This window comes from Streptomyces sp. NPDC055287 (assembly GCF_053646035.1).
Window position 1 is genome coordinate 97,178 of sequence record NZ_JBSHNE010000007.1, and the last position, 17,323, is coordinate 114,500.

14 protein-coding genes and 1 pseudogene are annotated in these 17,323 nt (G+C 70.3%); 8 read left to right on the forward strand and 7 right to left on the reverse strand.

Annotated elements, in window-relative coordinates:
* Positions 1-11 precede the first annotated feature (11 nt).
* Positions 12-424: pseudogene (locus tag ACWIHY_RS13870) on the reverse strand (DUF6214 family protein).
* Positions 425-679: 255 nt separating this feature from the next.
* Here ACWIHY_RS13870 and ACWIHY_RS13875 point away from each other — a divergent pair.
* Positions 680-2,041, forward strand: coding sequence for an FAD-dependent oxidoreductase (locus ACWIHY_RS13875; protein WP_454375862.1), 1,362 nt, complete (start codon positions 680-682; stop codon positions 2,039-2,041).
* A 36-nt stretch (positions 2,042-2,077) separates the two neighbouring features.
* Here ACWIHY_RS13875 and ACWIHY_RS13880 read toward each other — a convergent pair whose 3' ends face one another.
* The 4 genes from ACWIHY_RS13880 to ACWIHY_RS13895 all read right to left on the reverse strand — a co-directional run bounded on the left by ACWIHY_RS13880 (position 2,078) and on the right by ACWIHY_RS13895 (position 5,356).
* Complete coding sequence (locus ACWIHY_RS13880; protein WP_454375863.1) at positions 2,078-2,431, reverse strand: ArsR/SmtB family transcription factor; 354 nt, start codon at positions 2,429-2,431, stop codon at positions 2,078-2,080.
* Positions 2,432-2,535: 104 nt separating this feature from the next.
* The gene (locus ACWIHY_RS13885; protein WP_454376047.1) at positions 2,536-3,633 is read right to left on the reverse strand and encodes an NADH:flavin oxidoreductase/NADH oxidase; all 1,098 of its coding nucleotides are present in this window, start codon (positions 3,631-3,633) and stop codon (positions 2,536-2,538) included.
* Between the two features lie 107 nt (positions 3,634-3,740).
* Complete coding sequence (locus ACWIHY_RS13890) at positions 3,741-4,589, reverse strand: SMP-30/gluconolactonase/LRE family protein (protein WP_454375864.1); 849 nt, start codon at positions 4,587-4,589, stop codon at positions 3,741-3,743.
* Complete coding sequence (locus tag ACWIHY_RS13895; RefSeq protein WP_454375865.1) at positions 4,586-5,356, reverse strand: IclR family transcriptional regulator; 771 nt, start codon at positions 5,354-5,356, stop codon at positions 4,586-4,588. Before ACWIHY_RS13895 ends, ACWIHY_RS13890 begins: the two co-directional genes overlap by 4 nt.
* A gap of 203 nt (positions 5,357-5,559) precedes the next feature.
* On the opposite strand from ACWIHY_RS13895, the gene ACWIHY_RS13900 reads away from it, so the two are divergent.
* From ACWIHY_RS13900 to ACWIHY_RS13930, 7 genes are all read left to right on the forward strand, one after another.
* The gene (locus ACWIHY_RS13900; protein ID WP_454375866.1) at positions 5,560-6,708 is read left to right on the forward strand and encodes a mandelate racemase/muconate lactonizing enzyme family protein; all 1,149 of its coding nucleotides are present in this window, start codon (positions 5,560-5,562) and stop codon (positions 6,706-6,708) included.
* Positions 6,705-7,718 (forward strand): zinc-dependent alcohol dehydrogenase, encoded by a 1,014-nt coding sequence (locus ACWIHY_RS13905; protein WP_454375867.1) that lies wholly within the window; start codon positions 6,705-6,707, stop codon positions 7,716-7,718. The genes ACWIHY_RS13900 and ACWIHY_RS13905 overlap by 4 nt, the downstream gene beginning before the upstream one ends.
* A gap of 353 nt (positions 7,719-8,071) precedes the next feature.
* Positions 8,072-9,085 (forward strand): hypothetical protein, encoded by a 1,014-nt coding sequence (locus tag ACWIHY_RS13910; protein ID WP_454375868.1) that lies wholly within the window; start codon positions 8,072-8,074, stop codon positions 9,083-9,085.
* A gap of 6 nt (positions 9,086-9,091) precedes the next feature.
* On the forward strand, positions 9,092-10,198 hold the full coding sequence (gene chvE / locus ACWIHY_RS13915) for a multiple monosaccharide ABC transporter substrate-binding protein (RefSeq protein WP_454375869.1): 1,107 nt from the start codon (positions 9,092-9,094) through the stop codon (positions 10,196-10,198).
* The gene (mmsA, locus tag ACWIHY_RS13920; RefSeq protein ID WP_454375870.1) at positions 10,198-11,754 is read left to right on the forward strand and encodes a multiple monosaccharide ABC transporter ATP-binding protein; all 1,557 of its coding nucleotides are present in this window, start codon (positions 10,198-10,200) and stop codon (positions 11,752-11,754) included. The genes chvE and mmsA overlap by 1 nt, the downstream gene beginning before the upstream one ends.
* Before the next feature lie 5 nt (positions 11,755-11,759).
* The gene (gene mmsB / locus ACWIHY_RS13925) at positions 11,760-12,998 is read left to right on the forward strand and encodes a multiple monosaccharide ABC transporter permease (RefSeq protein WP_454375871.1); all 1,239 of its coding nucleotides are present in this window, start codon (positions 11,760-11,762) and stop codon (positions 12,996-12,998) included.
* Between the two features lie 33 nt (positions 12,999-13,031).
* Complete coding sequence (locus ACWIHY_RS13930) at positions 13,032-14,189, forward strand: aldose epimerase family protein (RefSeq protein WP_454375872.1); 1,158 nt, start codon at positions 13,032-13,034, stop codon at positions 14,187-14,189.
* Positions 14,190-14,248: 59 nt separating this feature from the next.
* Here ACWIHY_RS13930 and ACWIHY_RS13935 read toward each other — a convergent pair whose 3' ends face one another.
* Both ACWIHY_RS13935 and ACWIHY_RS13940 read right to left on the reverse strand, forming a co-directional pair.
* Positions 14,249-16,804, reverse strand: a complete 2,556-nt coding sequence (locus ACWIHY_RS13935; protein WP_454375873.1) for an alpha-L-arabinofuranosidase C-terminal domain-containing protein — start codon at positions 16,802-16,804, stop codon at positions 14,249-14,251.
* A 118-nt stretch (positions 16,805-16,922) separates the two neighbouring features.
* Complete coding sequence (locus ACWIHY_RS13940) at positions 16,923-17,321, reverse strand: hypothetical protein (RefSeq protein ID WP_454375874.1); 399 nt, start codon at positions 17,319-17,321, stop codon at positions 16,923-16,925.
* Positions 17,322-17,323: the final 2 nt, after the last annotated feature.

Consider the following 17,323-nt stretch of genomic DNA (forward strand, 5'->3'; position numbering starts at 1 on the left):
GCGGAGTGCGCCTAACGGCGGTTGTGGCGGGGAGGCAGGTGTCCCTCGTCCCGCGCGCTCGCGATCAGCCGGAGCGACTTGCGCCGCCGGCTGCGCCCCGTCGCGCACCTCACCGCGAGCACCGGGCCCTGTCCCGACTGCTGGACGGCCCGGTACGCCTCCGCCGCGATGCGCCGTCCGGCCAGGCCGCCGGGCCAGGCCGGACGGGCGCGCCTGACGGGCGACGGCTTCGGCTCGGACATGCGTCGGCTGCCACACGGGGCGGACGGGCCGGACCAGCCGGACGCTGAGTCTCGGTGACCACCCGGCAGCCACCGCCGAGCGGCCCCTCGACCCACTCGGCGGCCGTCGCGAAGCCGTCGAGCGGCAGATCCGCGCGCACCTCCTCGACGGTGATCCGCTGCGCGGACATCGCGGCCAGCACGTCGATCCTGGCGCCGTCGGCGAAGGTGAGCCGGACATTGAACCAGGCCGGCCGTTCCGGCGCCGCCCCATTCGGTTCATAATGGTTATTAACTTCAAAAAGGTACTTTCCAGCACGGCGGGAAGGTAACCCCAGCCCGCGCGGGGCTCGCCACGGCGCGCACGCGGGTACGCCGTAAGGAACCCCCTCAGAGCATCTCCCCCGGCCCGCGGATCGGTGCCATGCTGGAGACCCTTGCGGGAAGGAGCCCCCGCCGTGCTTCGAGTCGCAGTCGTCGGTTCAGGTCCCAGCGGGGTCTACGCCGCGCAGGCCCTGGTGCAACAGGACGCGGTACCCGACGTGCACGTGCACGTTCTGGACCGGCTGCCCTGTCCGTACGGGCTGGTGCGCTACGGCGTCGCACCGGACCACGAGAAGATCAAGTCGCTCCAGGGCAGCCTGCGCACCGTTCTCGAGCACGAGCGGATCACCTTTGTCGGCCATGCCGAGGTGGGAGCGGCCGGTCTCACCGGCGCGCGGCTGCTGGAGCTCTACCACGCGGTGGTGTACTGCGTCGGGGCCGCGACCGACCGCAGGCTCGGCATTCCCGGCGAGGATCTGCCGGGAAGCTACTCGGCCACCGATTTCGTCTCCTGGTACAGCGCGCATCCGGACGCGTCCGCGAACGGCTTCGCGCTGGCCGCGCGTTCGGCCGTCGTCATCGGCGTGGGCAACGTGGCGGTGGACGTGGCCCGCATCCTGGCGCGCGGCGCCCACGAGCTGCGGCCCACCGATGTGCCCCAGCCGGCGCTCGACGTGCTGGCCAACAGCCAGGTGCGCGATGTGCACATGGTGGGCAGGCGCGGCCCCTCGCAGGCGAAGTTCACCACCAAGGAACTGCGGGAGCTCGGCACGCTGCCGGACGCGGGCGTGGTCGTACGGCCCGAGGAGCTCGCCCTGGACCCCGCGTACGCCGATCCCGAGTCCGCCGCCGCCATGGCACTGCCCGCCGTGAACCGGCGCAATGTGGAGGTGCTGCGGGGCTGGGCGGCGGGCGCCGGAGGGGAGCGGGCGCGCCGCATCCACGTGCGGTTCTTCCTGCGGCCGGTGGAGGTGCTGGAGGAGAACGGGCGGGCGGCGGGGGTGCGCTTCGAGCGCACGGCGCCCGACGGCAGCGGCGGCGTGCGCGGCACGGGGACGTACGAGGACATCGACGCCCAGCTGGTGCTGCGGTCGGTGGGCTACCGGGGGGCTCCGCTCCCCGGGCTGCCGTTCGACCGGGGCAACGGCACGGTTCCGCACGCCGCCGGGCGTGTGCTGCGGGACGGCGTGGCGTCGCCGGGCGAGTACGTCGCCGGCTGGATCAAGCGGGGCCCGACCGGCGTCATCGGCACCAACCGGCCGTGCGCCAAGGAGACGGTCGCCTCACTCCTCGCGGACGCGCCGGGGCTCGCCCTGCGACCGCTCGTGGACGACCCGCTCGCCGCACTGCGGGAGTCGGGCGTCCACCCGGTGGTGTGGAACGACTGGCGCGCGATCGAGGCGGCGGAGGCGGCCCTGGGCATCTCGCTCGGCCGCCGCTCGGTGAAACTCCACGACTGGGCGGGACTGCTGGCCGCCGCGCACGGCGGCAATTGAAGGCCGCCGAGGGGGCGGGGCCCGTGGCCTGCCCCGTCAGCTGTCGGTGCCGAGCCGGTCCGCCTCCAGGGCGGCCGCTTCCAGTACGCGCTCGATCAGGCCGGGGAAGAGCGCGTCCAGGTCCTCACGGCGCAGGCCATTCAGCTTGGCCGTGCCCCGGTAGGCCTGCCGGATGACACCGCTCTCGCGCAGTACGCGGAAGTGGTGGGTGGTCGTGGACTTGGTGATGGGAAGCGTGAAGTACGAGCAGGCCAGGTCGGAGTCGGCCACGGCCATCTCCCGCACGATGAGCAGCCGCATGGGGTCGGAGAGCGCGTGGAGCACCCCTTCGAGGCGGATCTCGTCACGCGTGGGGTGCGCGAGTTCACGCGTACTCGTGGCGGTGTTCACGGCGTCTCCAGTTCGTCCGGGGTGCCCATGGTACGGCTCGTACGACGCTCATCGTAATTCGGCGGGCGGGCGGGCCCCGGCGCGCCCGCCGGCGCGGGAGGTGCTCAGATCGCCCATCCGTACTGGTCGGGCGTGCGGACCTCGCCACCCAGTTCGCGCGCGGCATGCAGGGCGAACGAGGGGTTGCGCAGCAGTTCCCGGCCGAGCAGTACTGCGTCCGCCTGCCCGTCGGCGAGGATCTTGTCGGCGTGCACCGCGTCGGCGATGAGGCCGACCGCGGCGACGGGCAGTCCGGTCTCGGTACGGACCCGCTCGGCGAACGGCACCTGGTAGCCGGGGCCGACGGGGATCCGCGCGCGCGGCGCGAGCCCGCCCGTAGAGACGTCGAGCAGGTCCACTCCGTGCGCCCGCAGCTCGCGGGCGAAGCGGACGGTGTCGTCGCCGGTCCAGCCGTTCCGCTCGTCCTCGGCGTTCTCGGTCAGCCAGTCGGTCGCGGAGATCCGGAAGAACAGCGGCAGCTCCTCGGGCCACACCGCGCGCACCGCGTCCACCACCTCCAGGGCGAACCGCGTGCGGTTCTCGAAGGAACCGCCGTACTCGTCGGTGCGGCGGTTGCTGTGCGGGGAGAGGAACTCGCCGATCAGGTAGCCGTGCGCGCCATGTATCTCGGCGACCTTGAAACCGGCCGCGAGTGCCCGCCGCGCCGCGTCGGCGAACTGGCCGACGACCTCCTGGATCTGCGCGGTGGTGAGCTCTGTGGGGACCGGGTGGTCCTCTCCGTACGCCACCGGGCTCGGCGCCACGGGCTGCCAGGCCTCGGGGCCGGCCACGACGGGCGCGCCGCCGCGCCAGGGGCGGTCCGTGGACGCCTTGCGTCCGGCGTGCGCCAGCTGGATGCCCGGGACCGTGCCCTGGCTCTCCAGGAAGGCGGTGATGCGGCGGAACGCATCGGCCTGGCGGTCGTTCCAGATGCCGAGGTCGGCAGGGCTGATCCGGCCCTCGGGGCTGACCGCCGTGGCTTCCACCAGGATCAGGCCGGTGCCGCCGGTGGCGCGGGCGGCGTAGTGGGCGAAGTGCCAGTCGTGCGCGACTCCGGCGTCCGGCCCGAACACCTCCGCGCTGTACTGGCACATCGGCGCCATCCAGATGCGGTTGGGGATGGTCAGCGATCGCAGGGTGTAGGGCTCGAAGAGGGCGCTCACGAGAAGGACTCCGTTCAGCTGGTGCAGCTGGATCGACCGCGCTAGTACGACACGCACCGTACTACGAAGAACGTGAAATTACGAAGCCCTTCGTACAACGAGTCCGGTCAGCCCCCGAACGGTGCACTCGGCAGGCCCCGGCCCGCGTCCGGGAGCACCAGCAGGGAGCCGGAGAGCGGGTGCGGGCGGACGAGGCCGGTGCGGGCGGTGGTGACGTACAGATCGCGCAGGCCGGCGCCACCGAAGGCGCAGGCCGTGGGGCGGCGCACCGGGAGTGGGACGGTACGGTCGAGCCGTCCGTCCGGCGTGTACCGGCGGATCGCCGCGCCGTCCCACAGCGCGACCCAGACACAGCCCTCGGCGTCGACGGTCAAGCCGTCCGGGTAGCCCGCGGCCTCCTCGATCGTCACCCACGGGCGCCGGTTCAGGACGTGTTCGCCGCTCACGTCGAAGACGTCGATACGACGGGTGGGCGAGTCCGCGTAGTACATGAGGCGCCCGTCCGGGCTCCAGCCCGCGCCATTGCTGACAGCGGCGGTCACCGCCCGGGCCGTCGTGCCGTCCGGCGCGATCCGGGTCAGGCTTCCGCCGCCCGGCGCTTCGTCGTACCGCATGGTGCCCGCCCACAGCGCCCCGTCGGCGGCGACGGCCGCGTCATTGCCCCGGCGGCCCGGCACGGGGTCGCGCACCAGCCAGGAGAAGGCCGGGTCGGGCCCGTACAGGCCGATTCCGTCACGGAGGTTGACCACCAGGCCACCCCCGGCCCGCGGCTTCGCCGCGCCGACATGCTGCTCGGTGGCCATGACCGTACGGCGGCCGGTCGCCGGATCGTAGGTGTGTACGCGGGCGGACAGGATGTCCACCCAGATCAGCCGGCCCGCCGCCGCGTCCCACGTCGGCCCCTCACCGAGCGACGCCCGTTCCCGTACCGCGACGCGCACGCCCTGCGGTGTCACGGCCGGACCCGGTGGCCGAGGCGGACCGAAAGGTCGCCCGCCCCCTTCGCCGCCAGCTCGGCCAGCTCCGCCTCCCGCGCTTCGCTCCACCGGATCATGGGTACCGAGATGGAGAGCGCGGCGACCACCCGGCCCGCACTGTCGCGCACCGGCGCCGCCACACAGCTCACGTCCGGGTTCGACTCCCGGTGCTCGAAGGCCAGGCCGTGCTCACGGATCTCGGCGAGGACGGTGCGCAAATGGTCCGGATCGGTGATGCTGTTGGGCGTCATGGCGGTCAAGGACCGCCCCTCGACGCGCGCGTCGAGCTCCGCCTCCGGCAGCGAGGCGAGCAGCATCTTGCCGACGGAGGTGCAGTGGGCGGGCAGCCTGCGGCCGGCGGCGGACACCATCCGGACCGCGTGGGTCGAGTCGACCTTGGCGATGTAAATGACGTCGGCGTCCTCGAGGATGGCGACATGGACGGTCTCGTCGCAGGTCTCGGCCACTTCGCGGGCCACCTGCTGACCCTCCGCCGCGAGGTCGAGCTGTTCCGCGTACCGGCTGCCGAGCTGGTACGTGCGCACACCGAGCCGGTAACGGCTGGGCTGGTCAGGCACCGGCACCACGTAGGAGCGCGCGGCGAGCGTGGTGAGCAGCTCGTGCACAGTGGTGCGCGGCAGCCGGAGCTTGCGCGTGACATCGGGCGCGGACAGGGTGCCGTCCCCTTCCAGGAACAGCTCGAGTATGTCCAGCGACCTCGTCACCGCCGGGACCAGTCGTCCCATGATCGGCCACCCACCCCTTCCGTTCGAAACTCCGACCATTGGCCGGTATGACGAACACAGGCTAACCACAGGCCCGTTCGCCCGGCAATGGGCATCGCTTCACGCCGCGCAAGCCATTGACACCCCCAGGAGGTGCTGATTACGGTCACGCCAGCATTTCGAACGTGTGACGAAATCTCGAACACCTCCAAGGGGCAACTGCCTTGCGTATTACGGGAATCAGCACGCATGTCGTCGGGACACCCTGGCGCAATCTCACCTATGTCGTCGTCCATACGGACGAAGGCCTCACCGGTGTCGGCGAGACCCGAATGCTCGGCCACACCGACGCGCTGCTCGGCTACCTCCGCGAGGCCGAGGCCAACCACATCGCGGGATCCGACCCGTTCGCCGTCGAAGACCTCGTCCGCAGGATGAAGTACGGCGACTACGGGCGGGCCGGCGAGATCGTCATGTCGGGCATCGCCGTCGTGGAGATGGCCTGCTGGGACATCAAGGGCAAGGCGCTCGGAGTGCCGGTCTGGCAGCTGCTCGGCGGCAAGGTGACCGACAAGGTCAAGGCGTACGCCAACGGCTGGTACACCACGGAGCGCACCCCCGAGGCATACCACAAGGCGGCGCAGGCGGTCGTCGAGCGGGGCTACGGCGCCCTGAAGATCGACCCGTTCGGGACCGGTCACTACGAGCTCGACCACGCCGGAACCCTCTACGCGGTGTCGCTGATCGAGGCCGTGCGGGACGCGATCGGCCCGGACACCGAGCTGATGCTGGAGATGCACGGGCGCTTCTCCCCCGCCACGGCGGTGCGGCTCGCGCGCGAGCTGGCGCCGTTCCACCCCGCCTGGCTGGAGGAACCCGTCCCGCCGGAGAACCTCAAGGCGCTGGAGAAGGTCGCCGCCAAGGTGGACATGCCGATCGCCACCGGGGAACGGATCCACGACCGGATCGAGTTCCGTGAACTGTTCGAGTCGCAGGCCGCCGACATCATCCAGCCGGACCTCGGCCACATCGGCGGCATCCTGGAGGCCAGGAAGCTCGCCGCGACCGCCGAGACGCACTACGTGCAGATCGCCCCGCACAACGTGGGCGGCCCGGTACTGACCGCCGCGAGCCTCCAACTGGGTGCCTGTACACCGAACTTCAAGATCCTCGAGCACTTCAACGACTTCGCGGACGCGGACATCAAGAAGGTGGTGCGCGGGGCGCCGGAGGTGGCCGACGGGTACTTCGAGGTGTCCCACGCACCGGGTCTCGGCGTCGAGCTCGACGTGGACGCGGCGGCCGAATTCCCGCAGCAGCAGGCGAGGTTCGACCTGTGGGCCGAGGGCTGGGAGCAGAGGCGGCCGAAGTGAGCAGCCGTTCGATCGTGATTGAGCGGCCCGGCGCTCACCGGCTGGTGACGGGGCCACCGCCCGGGCCTGGCCCCGGTGAGGTGCTGGTGCGGGTGGCCGCTGCCGGGATCTGCATGAGCGACCGCGAGGTGTACGACGGCCATCGTGACGCGGCGTACGTACGCTATCCGGTCGTTCCCGGGCACGAGTGGTCCGGGACGGTCGAGGGGGTGGGCGAGGGGGTCGGCGCGGAGCTCGTCGGGCGCCGGACCGTGGCCGAGGGGTTCCGGGCGTGCGACACGTGCGAGCGGTGCCGGTGCGGTGACACGTCGCTGTGCTCGGCCGGGTACGACGAGACGGGTTTCACCCGGCCCGGCGCCTTCGCCGACCATGTGGTCGTCCCGGCCCGGCTGCTGCACCCGCTCGCCGAGGACGCGGATCTGCGCGCCGCCGCGCTGCTGGAGCCGGCCGCTGTGGTGGCCGCCGCCGTGCGGGCGGGGCGGGCGGAGGCGGGCGAACGGGTGGCCGTGGTGGGGGCGGGCACGCTCGGCCTGCTGGCGGTGCAGCTGCTGGCCGCCGGAAGCCCTCGTGAACTGGCGGTTGTGGACCCCCGTGAGGAACGAGGCGTACGGGCGCTGGAGTTCGGGGCGAGTGATGCCCTTGCGCCTGAGGAGGCCGTGGGGCTGGCGGGACGGTACGACCTCGTGATCGAGACCGCCGGAGCGCCTTCCACCGCGGCGTCGTCCTGCCTGCTGGCCCGCCGGGGCGGCCGGGTGGTCATCGCCGGCATGTTCGCACCGGGGGCGACGGGGATCGATCCCGTGCATCTGTCGCTGAGCCAGCTCAGTGTGCGGTCCGTGTTCGGGGCGCCGTCGTCGGCCTGGTCGTTCGCCGTGCGGGCATTCCGGGCCGGACTGATCGACCCCGGGCCGCTGATCACACACGAGTTTCCGCTGGAGGGGTTCGGGGATGCGGTGACGCTGGTCGGTGGCGGCGATCCGAAGACCGGGAAGGTGCTGCTCCGGCCGTAGGTCCGGCCAGGGCGCGTGCGCCTTCCCCACCCCGCCCCTACCCGAAGCGGGGCTCCGCCCCGGACCTCGTCCCTCGGGCACCGGACGGCCTGGACAGGGGCGGCGGACGGCGGACCTGGCCCCGAGAGGGCTTTCAGTACGGCGAAAGGCCGCTGGGCGTCGCCTGGTTGACCGGCCCGCCATGGTCGCCTACCCGTCAGGCATACGGGGACCGGAGGGCTGCCCCGCCTGTTCCGGAAGGGCGGGCGGGTGACAGCCCCGCGCGCCACGACCGCGCCTCACCGCACCCAATCGCCCGAACTTCGTTCGAAATACCGAACCACCGAACTGCCGAACCACCCCCAAGGAGTCCCGTGACACCCCCGTCCCCGTCGATACCCCGCCGCCCCGGCGCCGAAGCCCTCGCCCGCATCGGGCATCGCGCGCCGGACGACAACCCCGCCGACGCCTCCCCGCACGCCTTCCCCGACGGCGGCACCTGGCGCACCGAGATCCCCTCCGTCGAAGGGCCCGAGGCGCTCGCCGTCGTACTCAAGGAGAGCTCACGCCTCGACGTCCCCGTCCACCGCATCAGCCAGGGCAGCGGCGTCTGGATGCTCACCGACTCCGACATCACCGAGATGGTGGAGTCCTGCGCCGAACGCGACATCGAGCTCTGCCTGTTCACCGGCCCGCGCGGCACCTGGGACATCGGCGCAGCCACCCGCACCGATTCGGGCGGAGCCGGACTGCGTGCCCGTGGGCACGACGCGCTCGCCGGATGCGTCGAGGACGCGCTGCGGGCCACCTCACTCGGGGTGAGGTGCCTGCTCGTCGCCGACGAGGGTGTGCTGTGGACGCTGCACCGGCTGCGCGCCGACGGGCTGCTGCCCGCCGACACCACCCTCAAGGTGTCCGCGCTCATCGGCCCGGTCAATCCGGCTTCGTACGCCGTGTACGAGCGGCTCGGCGCCGACTCCGTCAACATCCCCTCCGACCTCACCCTCGCCCACTTCACCGAGATCCGCCGGGCCAGCCGCGCCCCCATGGACCTCTACGTGGAGGCACCCGACGACCTCGGCGGCTACATCCGCATGTACGAGACCGCCGAGCTGATCCGGCGCGGTGCGCCCCTCTACCTCAAGTTCGGGCTGTCCAAGTCCCCCGGCATCTATCCGTACGGCGCCCAACTGCGCGACACCGCCCTGGCCGGTGCCCGTGAACGCGTACGCCGCGGACGCCTCGTACTCGACCTGCTCGCCCGGCACGGCGCCGCCGGCGGGATGTCCCCGCTCGGCTCCCGGCTGCCCGGTCCCCTCCACCGCTTCCCGGCCACCACCACCGCCCTCACCGCCACCGCCACACCCACCACCCCCGCAAAGGACTGATCCGTCATGACGCGTCGCACATCCCGGGCCGCAACCGCCCTCACCACCACCGCGCTCGCCCTCGCCCTCGCCGCCTGCGGCCAGAACGCCGAAGGCGGCAGCAAGGAGAAGAAGTCCGCGGGGGACGGCACCATCGGCATCGCGATGCCGACGAAATCCTCGGAGCGGTGGATCGCCGACGGCGACAACATGGTCGAGCAGTTCAAGAAGCTCGGCTACAAGACGGACCTCCAGTACGGCGAGGACGACGTCGACCAGCAGGTCTCGCAGATCGAGAACATGATCACCAAGGGCGTCGACGTGCTGGTGGTCGCCGCCATCGACGGCCGCGCCCTGGGGGACGTACTGCGCCAGGCCGCCGACCAGGGCGTCAAGGTGATCAGTTACGACCGCCTCATCCTCGGTACCCCCAACGTCGACTACTACGCCTCCTTCGACAACGAGAAGGTCGGCGTCCTCCAGGCGACGTACATCATCGACAAGCTCGGGCTCAAGGACGGCGGCAAGAAGGGGCCCTTCAACGTCGAGCTGTTCGCCGGCTCGCCCGACGACAACAACACCAGCTACTTCTTCCAGGGCGCCTGGAAGACCCTGAAGCCGTACATCGACAGCAAGCAGGTCGTCGTCCGCAGCGGCCAGACCGAGCTCGACCAGGTCACGACGCTGCGCTGGGACGGTGGGACCGCCCAGAAGCGCATGGACGACCTGCTGACCAAGGCGTACGGCTCCGAAGAGGTGGACGCCGTCCTCTCCCCCTACGACGGCATATCCATCGGCATCCTGTCCGCCCTCAAGTCGGACGGTTACGGTACGGCGGCCAAGCCGTACCCCGTGGTCACCGGTCAGGACGCCGAGGTCGCCTCGGTGAAGTCGATCATCGCGGGCCGGCAGACGCAGACCGTCTACAAGGACACCCGGGCGCTCGCCAAGCAGGCCGTGCAGATGGCCGACGCCGTACTGAACGACAAGAAGCCCGAGGTCAACGACACCAAGACATACAACAACGAGAAGAAGGTCGTGCCGTCCTTCCTCCTCGACCCGGTCAGTGTCGACAAGACCAACTACCGGTCCGTTCTCGTCGACTCGGGTTACATCAAGGCGAGCGACCTCTGATGGCGGGTCCGACAGCGCCGCCGCCCGTCCTGGAGATGCGCTCGATCGTCAAGACGTTCCCCGGTGTCAAGGCGCTCTCCGACGTGACGCTGACCGTGGCGCGCGGCGAGGTCCATGCCGTCTGCGGGGAGAACGGCGCGGGCAAGTCGACGCTGATGAAGGTCCTCAGCGGCGTACATCCGCACGGGAGTTACGAGGGGGACATCCTCTTCGACGGCGAGCACTGCGCCTTCAAGGACATCCGGGCCAGCGAGGCGCACGGCGTCGTGATCATCCATCAGGAGCTCGCCCTGGTGCCGTACCTCTCCCTCGCCGAGAACATCTTCCTCGGCAACGAGCACGCCCGGCGGGGGGTCATCAGCTGGAACGAGACCCTCAAGCACGCGGCGGCGCTGCTCAGGCGGGTGGGGCTCCGCGAGCATCCGCAGACGCGGGTCGCGGACATCGGGGTCGGCAAGCAGCAGCTCGTGGAGATCGCGAAGGCGCTGGCCAAGGAGGTGAAGCTGCTGATCCTCGACGAGCCGACGGCCGCGCTCAACGACGACGACTCGGCTCAGCTGCTCCAGCTGATCCTGGAACTCAAGGAAGAGGGAATCACCTCGATCATCATCTCGCACAAGCTGAACGAGATAGCGGAGGTCGCCGACTCGGTCACCATCCTCCGCGACGGCCGGACGATCGAGACCCTCGACGTCAAGGCGGCGGAGACCACCGAGGAGCGGATCATTCGCGGCATGGTCGGCCGCGATCTCGACCACCGTTTCCCCGAGCGGACGGCGTACGCCGGAGACCCCGGCGCCCACCCCGCGCTCGAAGTGCGCGACTGGACCGTCCACCATCCCATCGATCAGCAGCGCAAGGTGGTCGACGGGGTATCCGTCCACGTCCGGCGGGGCGAGATCGTAGGCATCGCGGGGCTGATGGGGGCCGGACGTACGGAGCTCGCGATGAGCGTCTTCGGGCGGTCGTACGGCCGGAACATCAGCGGCACCGTCCTCAAGGACGGCAAGGAGATCCGGACGAAGACCGTCCCCGAGGCGGTCGCCCACGGCATCGCGTACGTCACCGAGGACCGCAAGCACTACGGCCTCAACCTCATCGACACCATCGGCCGCAACATCACCCTCAGCGCCCTGCCGAAGGTGGCCCGGCGCGGCATCGTCGACGGGCACGAGGAGACCCGGGTCGCCGAGTCGTACCGCCGCAGCATGAACATCAAGGCGCCGACGGTCTTCGAGCAGGTCGGCCGACTGTCCGGCGGCAACCAGCAGAAGGTCGTCCTCAGTAAGTGGATCTTCGCGGGTCCCGAGGTGCTGATCCTCGACGAACCGACGCGCGGGATCGACGTCGGCGCCAAGTTCGAGATCTACAGCGTGATCGACCGCCTCGCCGCCGAAGGCAAGGCCGTCGTCTTCATCTCCTCCGAACTCCCCGAACTGCTCGGCATGTGCGACCGCGTCTACACGATGGCCGCCGGCCGGCTGACCGGCGAGATCGAGCGCGCCGACGCGACCCAGGAAGTACTGATGCGCCACATGACCATGGACAAGAGGTAAGTGAGATGGGCAGCCCGGTCACCACCGAGAAGCCGGGGCGGCACACCGCTCCGCCCGGCCCGCGCGGTTCCGCGGTCAGCACGCTGCTGCTGGAAACCATGCGCCGCAACATGCGCCAGTACGGCATGCTCATCGCCCTCGCGCTGATCGTCGTACTCTTCGCGATCTGGACCGACGGCGTACTCCTCCAGCCGAACAACGTCACCAACCTGGTCCTCCAGAACAGCTACATCCTGGTCCTCGGCATCGGCATGATGATCGTCATCATCTCCGGCCACATCGACCTGTCGGTCGGCTCGCTCGCCGCGTTCGTGTCCGCCGCGTGCGCGGTGATGATGGTCGAGCACGACATTCCGTGGGTGCTCGCGACGGTGATCGCGCTCGTCATCGGGGCCGTCGCCGGCGCCTGGCAGGGTTTCTGGATCGCGTACGTCGGCATCCCGTCGTTCATCGTCACGCTGGCGGGCATGCTGCTCTTCCGCGGCGGTACGCAGATCTTCCTCGGCTCGCGCTCCATCGGTCCGTTCCCCGAGGGCTTCCAGAAGATCTCCACGGGGTACCTCCCGTCCCTCGGCCCGGACACCAACTACCACAACCTCACCCTGCTCCTGGGGCTGCTCCTGCTCGTCTTCGCGCTGGCGCAGGAGGTGCGCGACCGGCGCAGGCAGCTGAGTTACGACCTCGACGTGCTGCCGCGGTCACTGTTCCTGACGAAGTGCGTGGCGATGGCAGCGGCCGTCCTCGCGTTCACGCTGACGCTGGCGAGCTACCGGGGCGTGCCCGTGGTGCTCCTGCTGCTCGCGGTGCTGCTCATCGGCTTCGGTTTCGTGATGCGCAACGCGGTCGTCGGCCGGCATGTGTACGCGCTGGGCGGCAACCAGGCGGCGGCGAAGCTGTCGGGTGTCAAGGACAAGCGCGTCACCTTCCTGGTCTTCGTGAACATGGGCGTGCTCGCCGCCCTCGCCGGAGTCGTGTACGCGGCCCGGCTGAACGCGGGTGTGCCGCAGGCCGGCGTGAACTTCGAACTGGAGGCGATCGCGGCGGCGTTCATCGGCGGCGCGTCGATGAGCGGCGGCGTCGGCACGGTCTTCGGCGCGATCATCGGCGGCCTGGTGCTGGGCGTACTCAACAACGGCATGTCGCTCGTGGGCATCGGCACCGACTACCAGCAGGTCATCAAGGGTCTGGTGCTGCTCGCGGCAGTCGGGTTCGACGTGTGGAACAAGCGCAAGGTCGGTTCGTAACTCCGTGCACCACTTCCTGAAGGAGTCATAGAGATGAGCACGAGCAGACGCACGGTACTGGCGGGCGCGGCGGCCGGAGCGGCAGCAGCCGGCCTGGGCGGCTCGGGGACGGCCTTCGCCGCCCCCACCGGCAAGTCCCCTTCGCGGGAGCTCTTCGGCCGGCTGGCCGACGGCACGAAGGTCCACCGCTGGACCGTCGCCAACGGCGGCACCCGGCTGAAGGTTCTCTCGTACGGCGGGATCGTGCAGTCCCTGGAGATCCCGGACCGCCGCGGCGCGACCGCGAACGTCTCGCTGGGCTTCGACAACCTCGACGACTACGTCGCCGGATCGCCGTACTTCGGCGCGCTGATCGGGCGCTACGGCAACCGCATCGCCAAGGGCCGGTTCACGCTCGACGGGCGCACGTACCAGGTTCCCGTGAACGACGGGCCGAACAGCCTGCACGGCGGTGACAAGGGCTTCGACAAGCAGGTGTGGGACGTGGAGCCCTTCAGCCGGAGGTCCGACCGGGGGCTCGTCCTCAGACGGATCAGCCCGGACGGCGAGATGGACTACCCCGGAACGCTCAAGGTGAAGGTCACCTACACGCTCACCGCGCGCGGCGACTGGCGCATCGACTACGAGGCCACCACGGACCGGACGACGGTCGCCAACCTCACCAGCCACACGTACTTCAACCTCGCGGGTGAGGGCAGCGGATCCGTCGACGGCCATACGCTGGAGCTGGCCGCCGCCCGCTACACCCCCGTCGACGCCACGCTCATACCGACCGGAGAGCTGGCGCGCGTCGCGGGAACGCCCTTCGACTTCCGGCGGGCGAAGGCGATCGGTGAGCGGGCCCGGGTCCCGCACCAGCAGGTGCTGTACGGCAAGGGGCTCGACCACAACTGGGTGCTGGACAAGGGCATCACGTCCGCGCCGGGGTACGCGCTCACGCTCACCGACCCCGGGTCGGGCCGGGTGATGAAGATGTACACGACCGAGCCGGGCATGCAGTTCTACAGCGGCAACTTCCTCGACGGCACGCTCGCCGGAACGTCGGGCCTGCTGTACCGCCAGGGCGACGGACTCTGCCTGGAGTCGCAGCACTTCCCCGACTCCCCCAACCAGCCGTCGTTCCCGTCGACGGTGCTGCGCCCGGGAGCGACGTACCGCTCCACCACGGTGCACACCTTCTCGGCCCGCTGACGACACGTGAGGGAAGCCCCCTGCCGGCTGCGGCAGGGGGCTTCGGTGTCCGTCCGCGCTCAGTCCGTCTTGATGCACATGAAGGTGACGGAGTGCGCGGGGAAGGTGTACGTGAAGGTGTTGGCCACCCCGTCGAAGGTGGAACTACGGGGCCTGATCGGCTGGTCGGTGGGGGTGTTGACCGCGTCAGGGACACCCGCGAGCGTCGTCAGCCTCGCCCTGGACGACGCGATGCCGGTGTCCCGGCCGAGGTCGATCTTCGTACGGGCGGGCGCGCCCTGGGCGTTGACGACCTTGACGACGAGCTCATCGGTGGCCTTGTCACGGGTGACGACCTGGCGGAAGGGCTCGGCCACCTTGTCGTCCGTGAAACTGCCCCATTCCTGGCCGTCGAGGAGGAGCGTCACCTGCCGGCCGCGTACCTGGACCTTGACGTCGTACGTACGGCCGCTCTCGATCGTCGTACCGCGCTCCACGAGGGTCTGCTTGGCGCCACCGACGGCCTTCTCGACGACGGAACGGGTGTTGTTCCAGCCGCCGAGGTTCCACCAGTAGTAGTTTCCGGTGTCCTTGACCCCGAAGGCGATGAGGAAGCCCTCCTTGCCGGACTGCTTCGTGGCCTTCAGCTCGAGGTCGTAGTCGTGCCAGGCCGGGTCGCCCGCGGTGACCAGCGTGTTCTCGGCCGCGGTGTCGGACTGGACGTACGCGCCGTCCTTGACGGACCAGGAGCCGGTACCCGCCGCCCTGGTCCACCGGCTGTCGTCGCCGGAGAAGTCGTCGGCGAAGAGCTTCGCGCCGCTTGCCGAGGTGACGCGCACGTCGTCGTACGCCGCCGCGGTCGCCCAGGTGGAGAGGCCGACGGCGCCCGTGACGGGGCCGCTGACCGCGGGGGTGCCGGACGCCCGGCTCGGTACGACCTCGTCACCGACGTTGTTCATGAAGAGCTTCTGCGTCTCGTAGCTGGCGCTGCCCCACGAGGCGGTGTTGTCGAACCAGATCATGTTCGGCCGCCACTGCGCGTCGTTGGTGTCGGCGAGGAGCGGGGCGTACGAGGCGAGCTCGACGACGTCCGCGTTGCGTTCGAGGCCGGTCATGTAGGCGGCTTCGGCGAGGGCGTTGGCGAAGCGGTTGTCGAGTGACGCGTACTCGCCGAGGAAGACCTTGGGGCCCTGGCGGTCGTATGCGTCGTAACGCTCGTTGTTCTCCAGGAACCACTGCGGGCTGTTGTAGTAGTGCTCGTCGACCATGGCCACCCCGGCGTCGCGGTTCAGCTGCCAGGCGCGGTCGAAGGTGGCGCCGCTGTCGTCGGGGCCGGAGTTGCTGATGACGGTGATGTCCGGGTACTTCGCCTCGATCGCCTCGCGGAACGCGGTGAAGCGCGTGAAGAACTGGTCGGGGAGGTTCTCCTCGTTGCCGACCTCCAGGTGGGTGAGGCCGAAGGGCCTGGGGTGGCCCATCCCCGCCCGCTTCTTCCCCCAGGTCGAGGTCGCGGGTCCGTTGGCGAACTCGATGAGGTCGAGCGTGTCCTGGATGTGGCGTCGGAGCAGCTCCGGGTCGTCGGTGGCCTTGTTCTGTCCGCAGCCGGTGACGAGGGCGGGGACGACGGGCAGGGCCATCGCACCGATGTCCTCGGCGTACTGGAAGTATTCGTAGTAGCCCAGGCCGTACGTCTGGTTGTAGCCCCAGAAGTTGGCGTTCACCGGGCGATGCTCGACCGGGCCGAGGGTGTCCTTCCACTGGTAGGAACGCCGGCGTTCGAAGTTTGGTGCCTCGTACGCCTCATGGCTGCCGGTGTTCACCAGACAGCCGCCGGGGAAGCGCAGGAAGCCGGGCTTGAGGGCGGCGATCTTCTGGGCGAGGTCCTTGCGCAGGCCGTTCGGCCGGCCCTTGTAGGTGTCGCGGGGGAAGAGCGAGACCATGTCGAGCCGTACGGTCCCGCTGCCGCCGGCGGTGACGGCGAGCCGGCCGGCGCCGCTGGTGGTGCGGGCGGTGAGCGTTCCCGTGTACTTCGTCCAGCGGTCGCCGCGTGCGGTGACGCGCAGCGGGTCGGCCAGTGTCGCCGCCCCGTCGCGCAGTTCGACGCTGAGCGGTGTTCCGCCCGGACGGTCGGTGCGTGCCCAGACGGAGAAGTCGTACTTCTTCCCGGCCCGGACCGCGATTCCCTCGTTGTAGCCGGTGTTCGCGACGCCGAAACGCTCACCGTCGCCCTGGAGGTCCAGTCGCAGGTAGCGGCGGTTGCGCTCGTTCAGCCGCCCGCCGTCGTCCACGACGCGTGCCGTGCCGGTCGCGCCGCCGCTCGCGGTCTCCTGCCACGCGGTCAGAGGGGTGTACGCCCGGTTGTCAGCCGTGTCGTACTCGAAGGAACGATTCTGCACGAGCTCGGCGTACAGCCCGCCGTCGGCGGCGTGATTGATGTCCTCGTAGAACACGCCGTACATCGAGTCGTCGATCGCGGGCCCGGTACGGGCCGGGTCCACGCCGATCGAGTAGTCGGCGACCTCCGCCTCCGCCGCCGCCGGGTTCTGCGCGGGCGCGACGACGAGTGCGGCCGTCAGGCCGACGAGGACGGCGGACGCCACCGCGAGCCGGCGTCCGGGTTTTCTCTGACTGTGCATACGGGCTCCTGGCGTTCGTTCGAAATATCGGACATTGACCACAATCCCGAACGAGAACATAGGCAGGCGCCCAGGGCAGGTCAACTCCCCTGCACCAGAAGGAAATTTCGCCGGCTGATTACGCGCGCCGCCGCAGGGCGATCTCCACGTCCGCCGGGTAGCTCTGCGTCCACTGGCGCCCGATGTCCGACGCCCATGTGACGTGGACGGTGTCGCCGTCGCTCCGGACGCGCTCCACGGTGATCGTGCGGTCTCCGGTGCGCACGTCACCGCGCCGCAGGTCACCCGCCTTGACGGTCGGATACGTGTCCGTGAGCTGCGCCTGCGCCTCGTCCGCCGCCCGCAGGAGCGCCGCGGCCAGCTCCCGCGCCTGCGCGGGCGTGGCGACCAGGGGCACGTACTCACCGCCCCGCGCGCCGATGTGGATCTGCCCCGCCTCCGCGTTTCCGGCCGGTCCCGGGGCGACCTCCACCAGGGCCGCCGGCTCGTCAGGGGTGTGCATGCGGATGTCGGGCACGG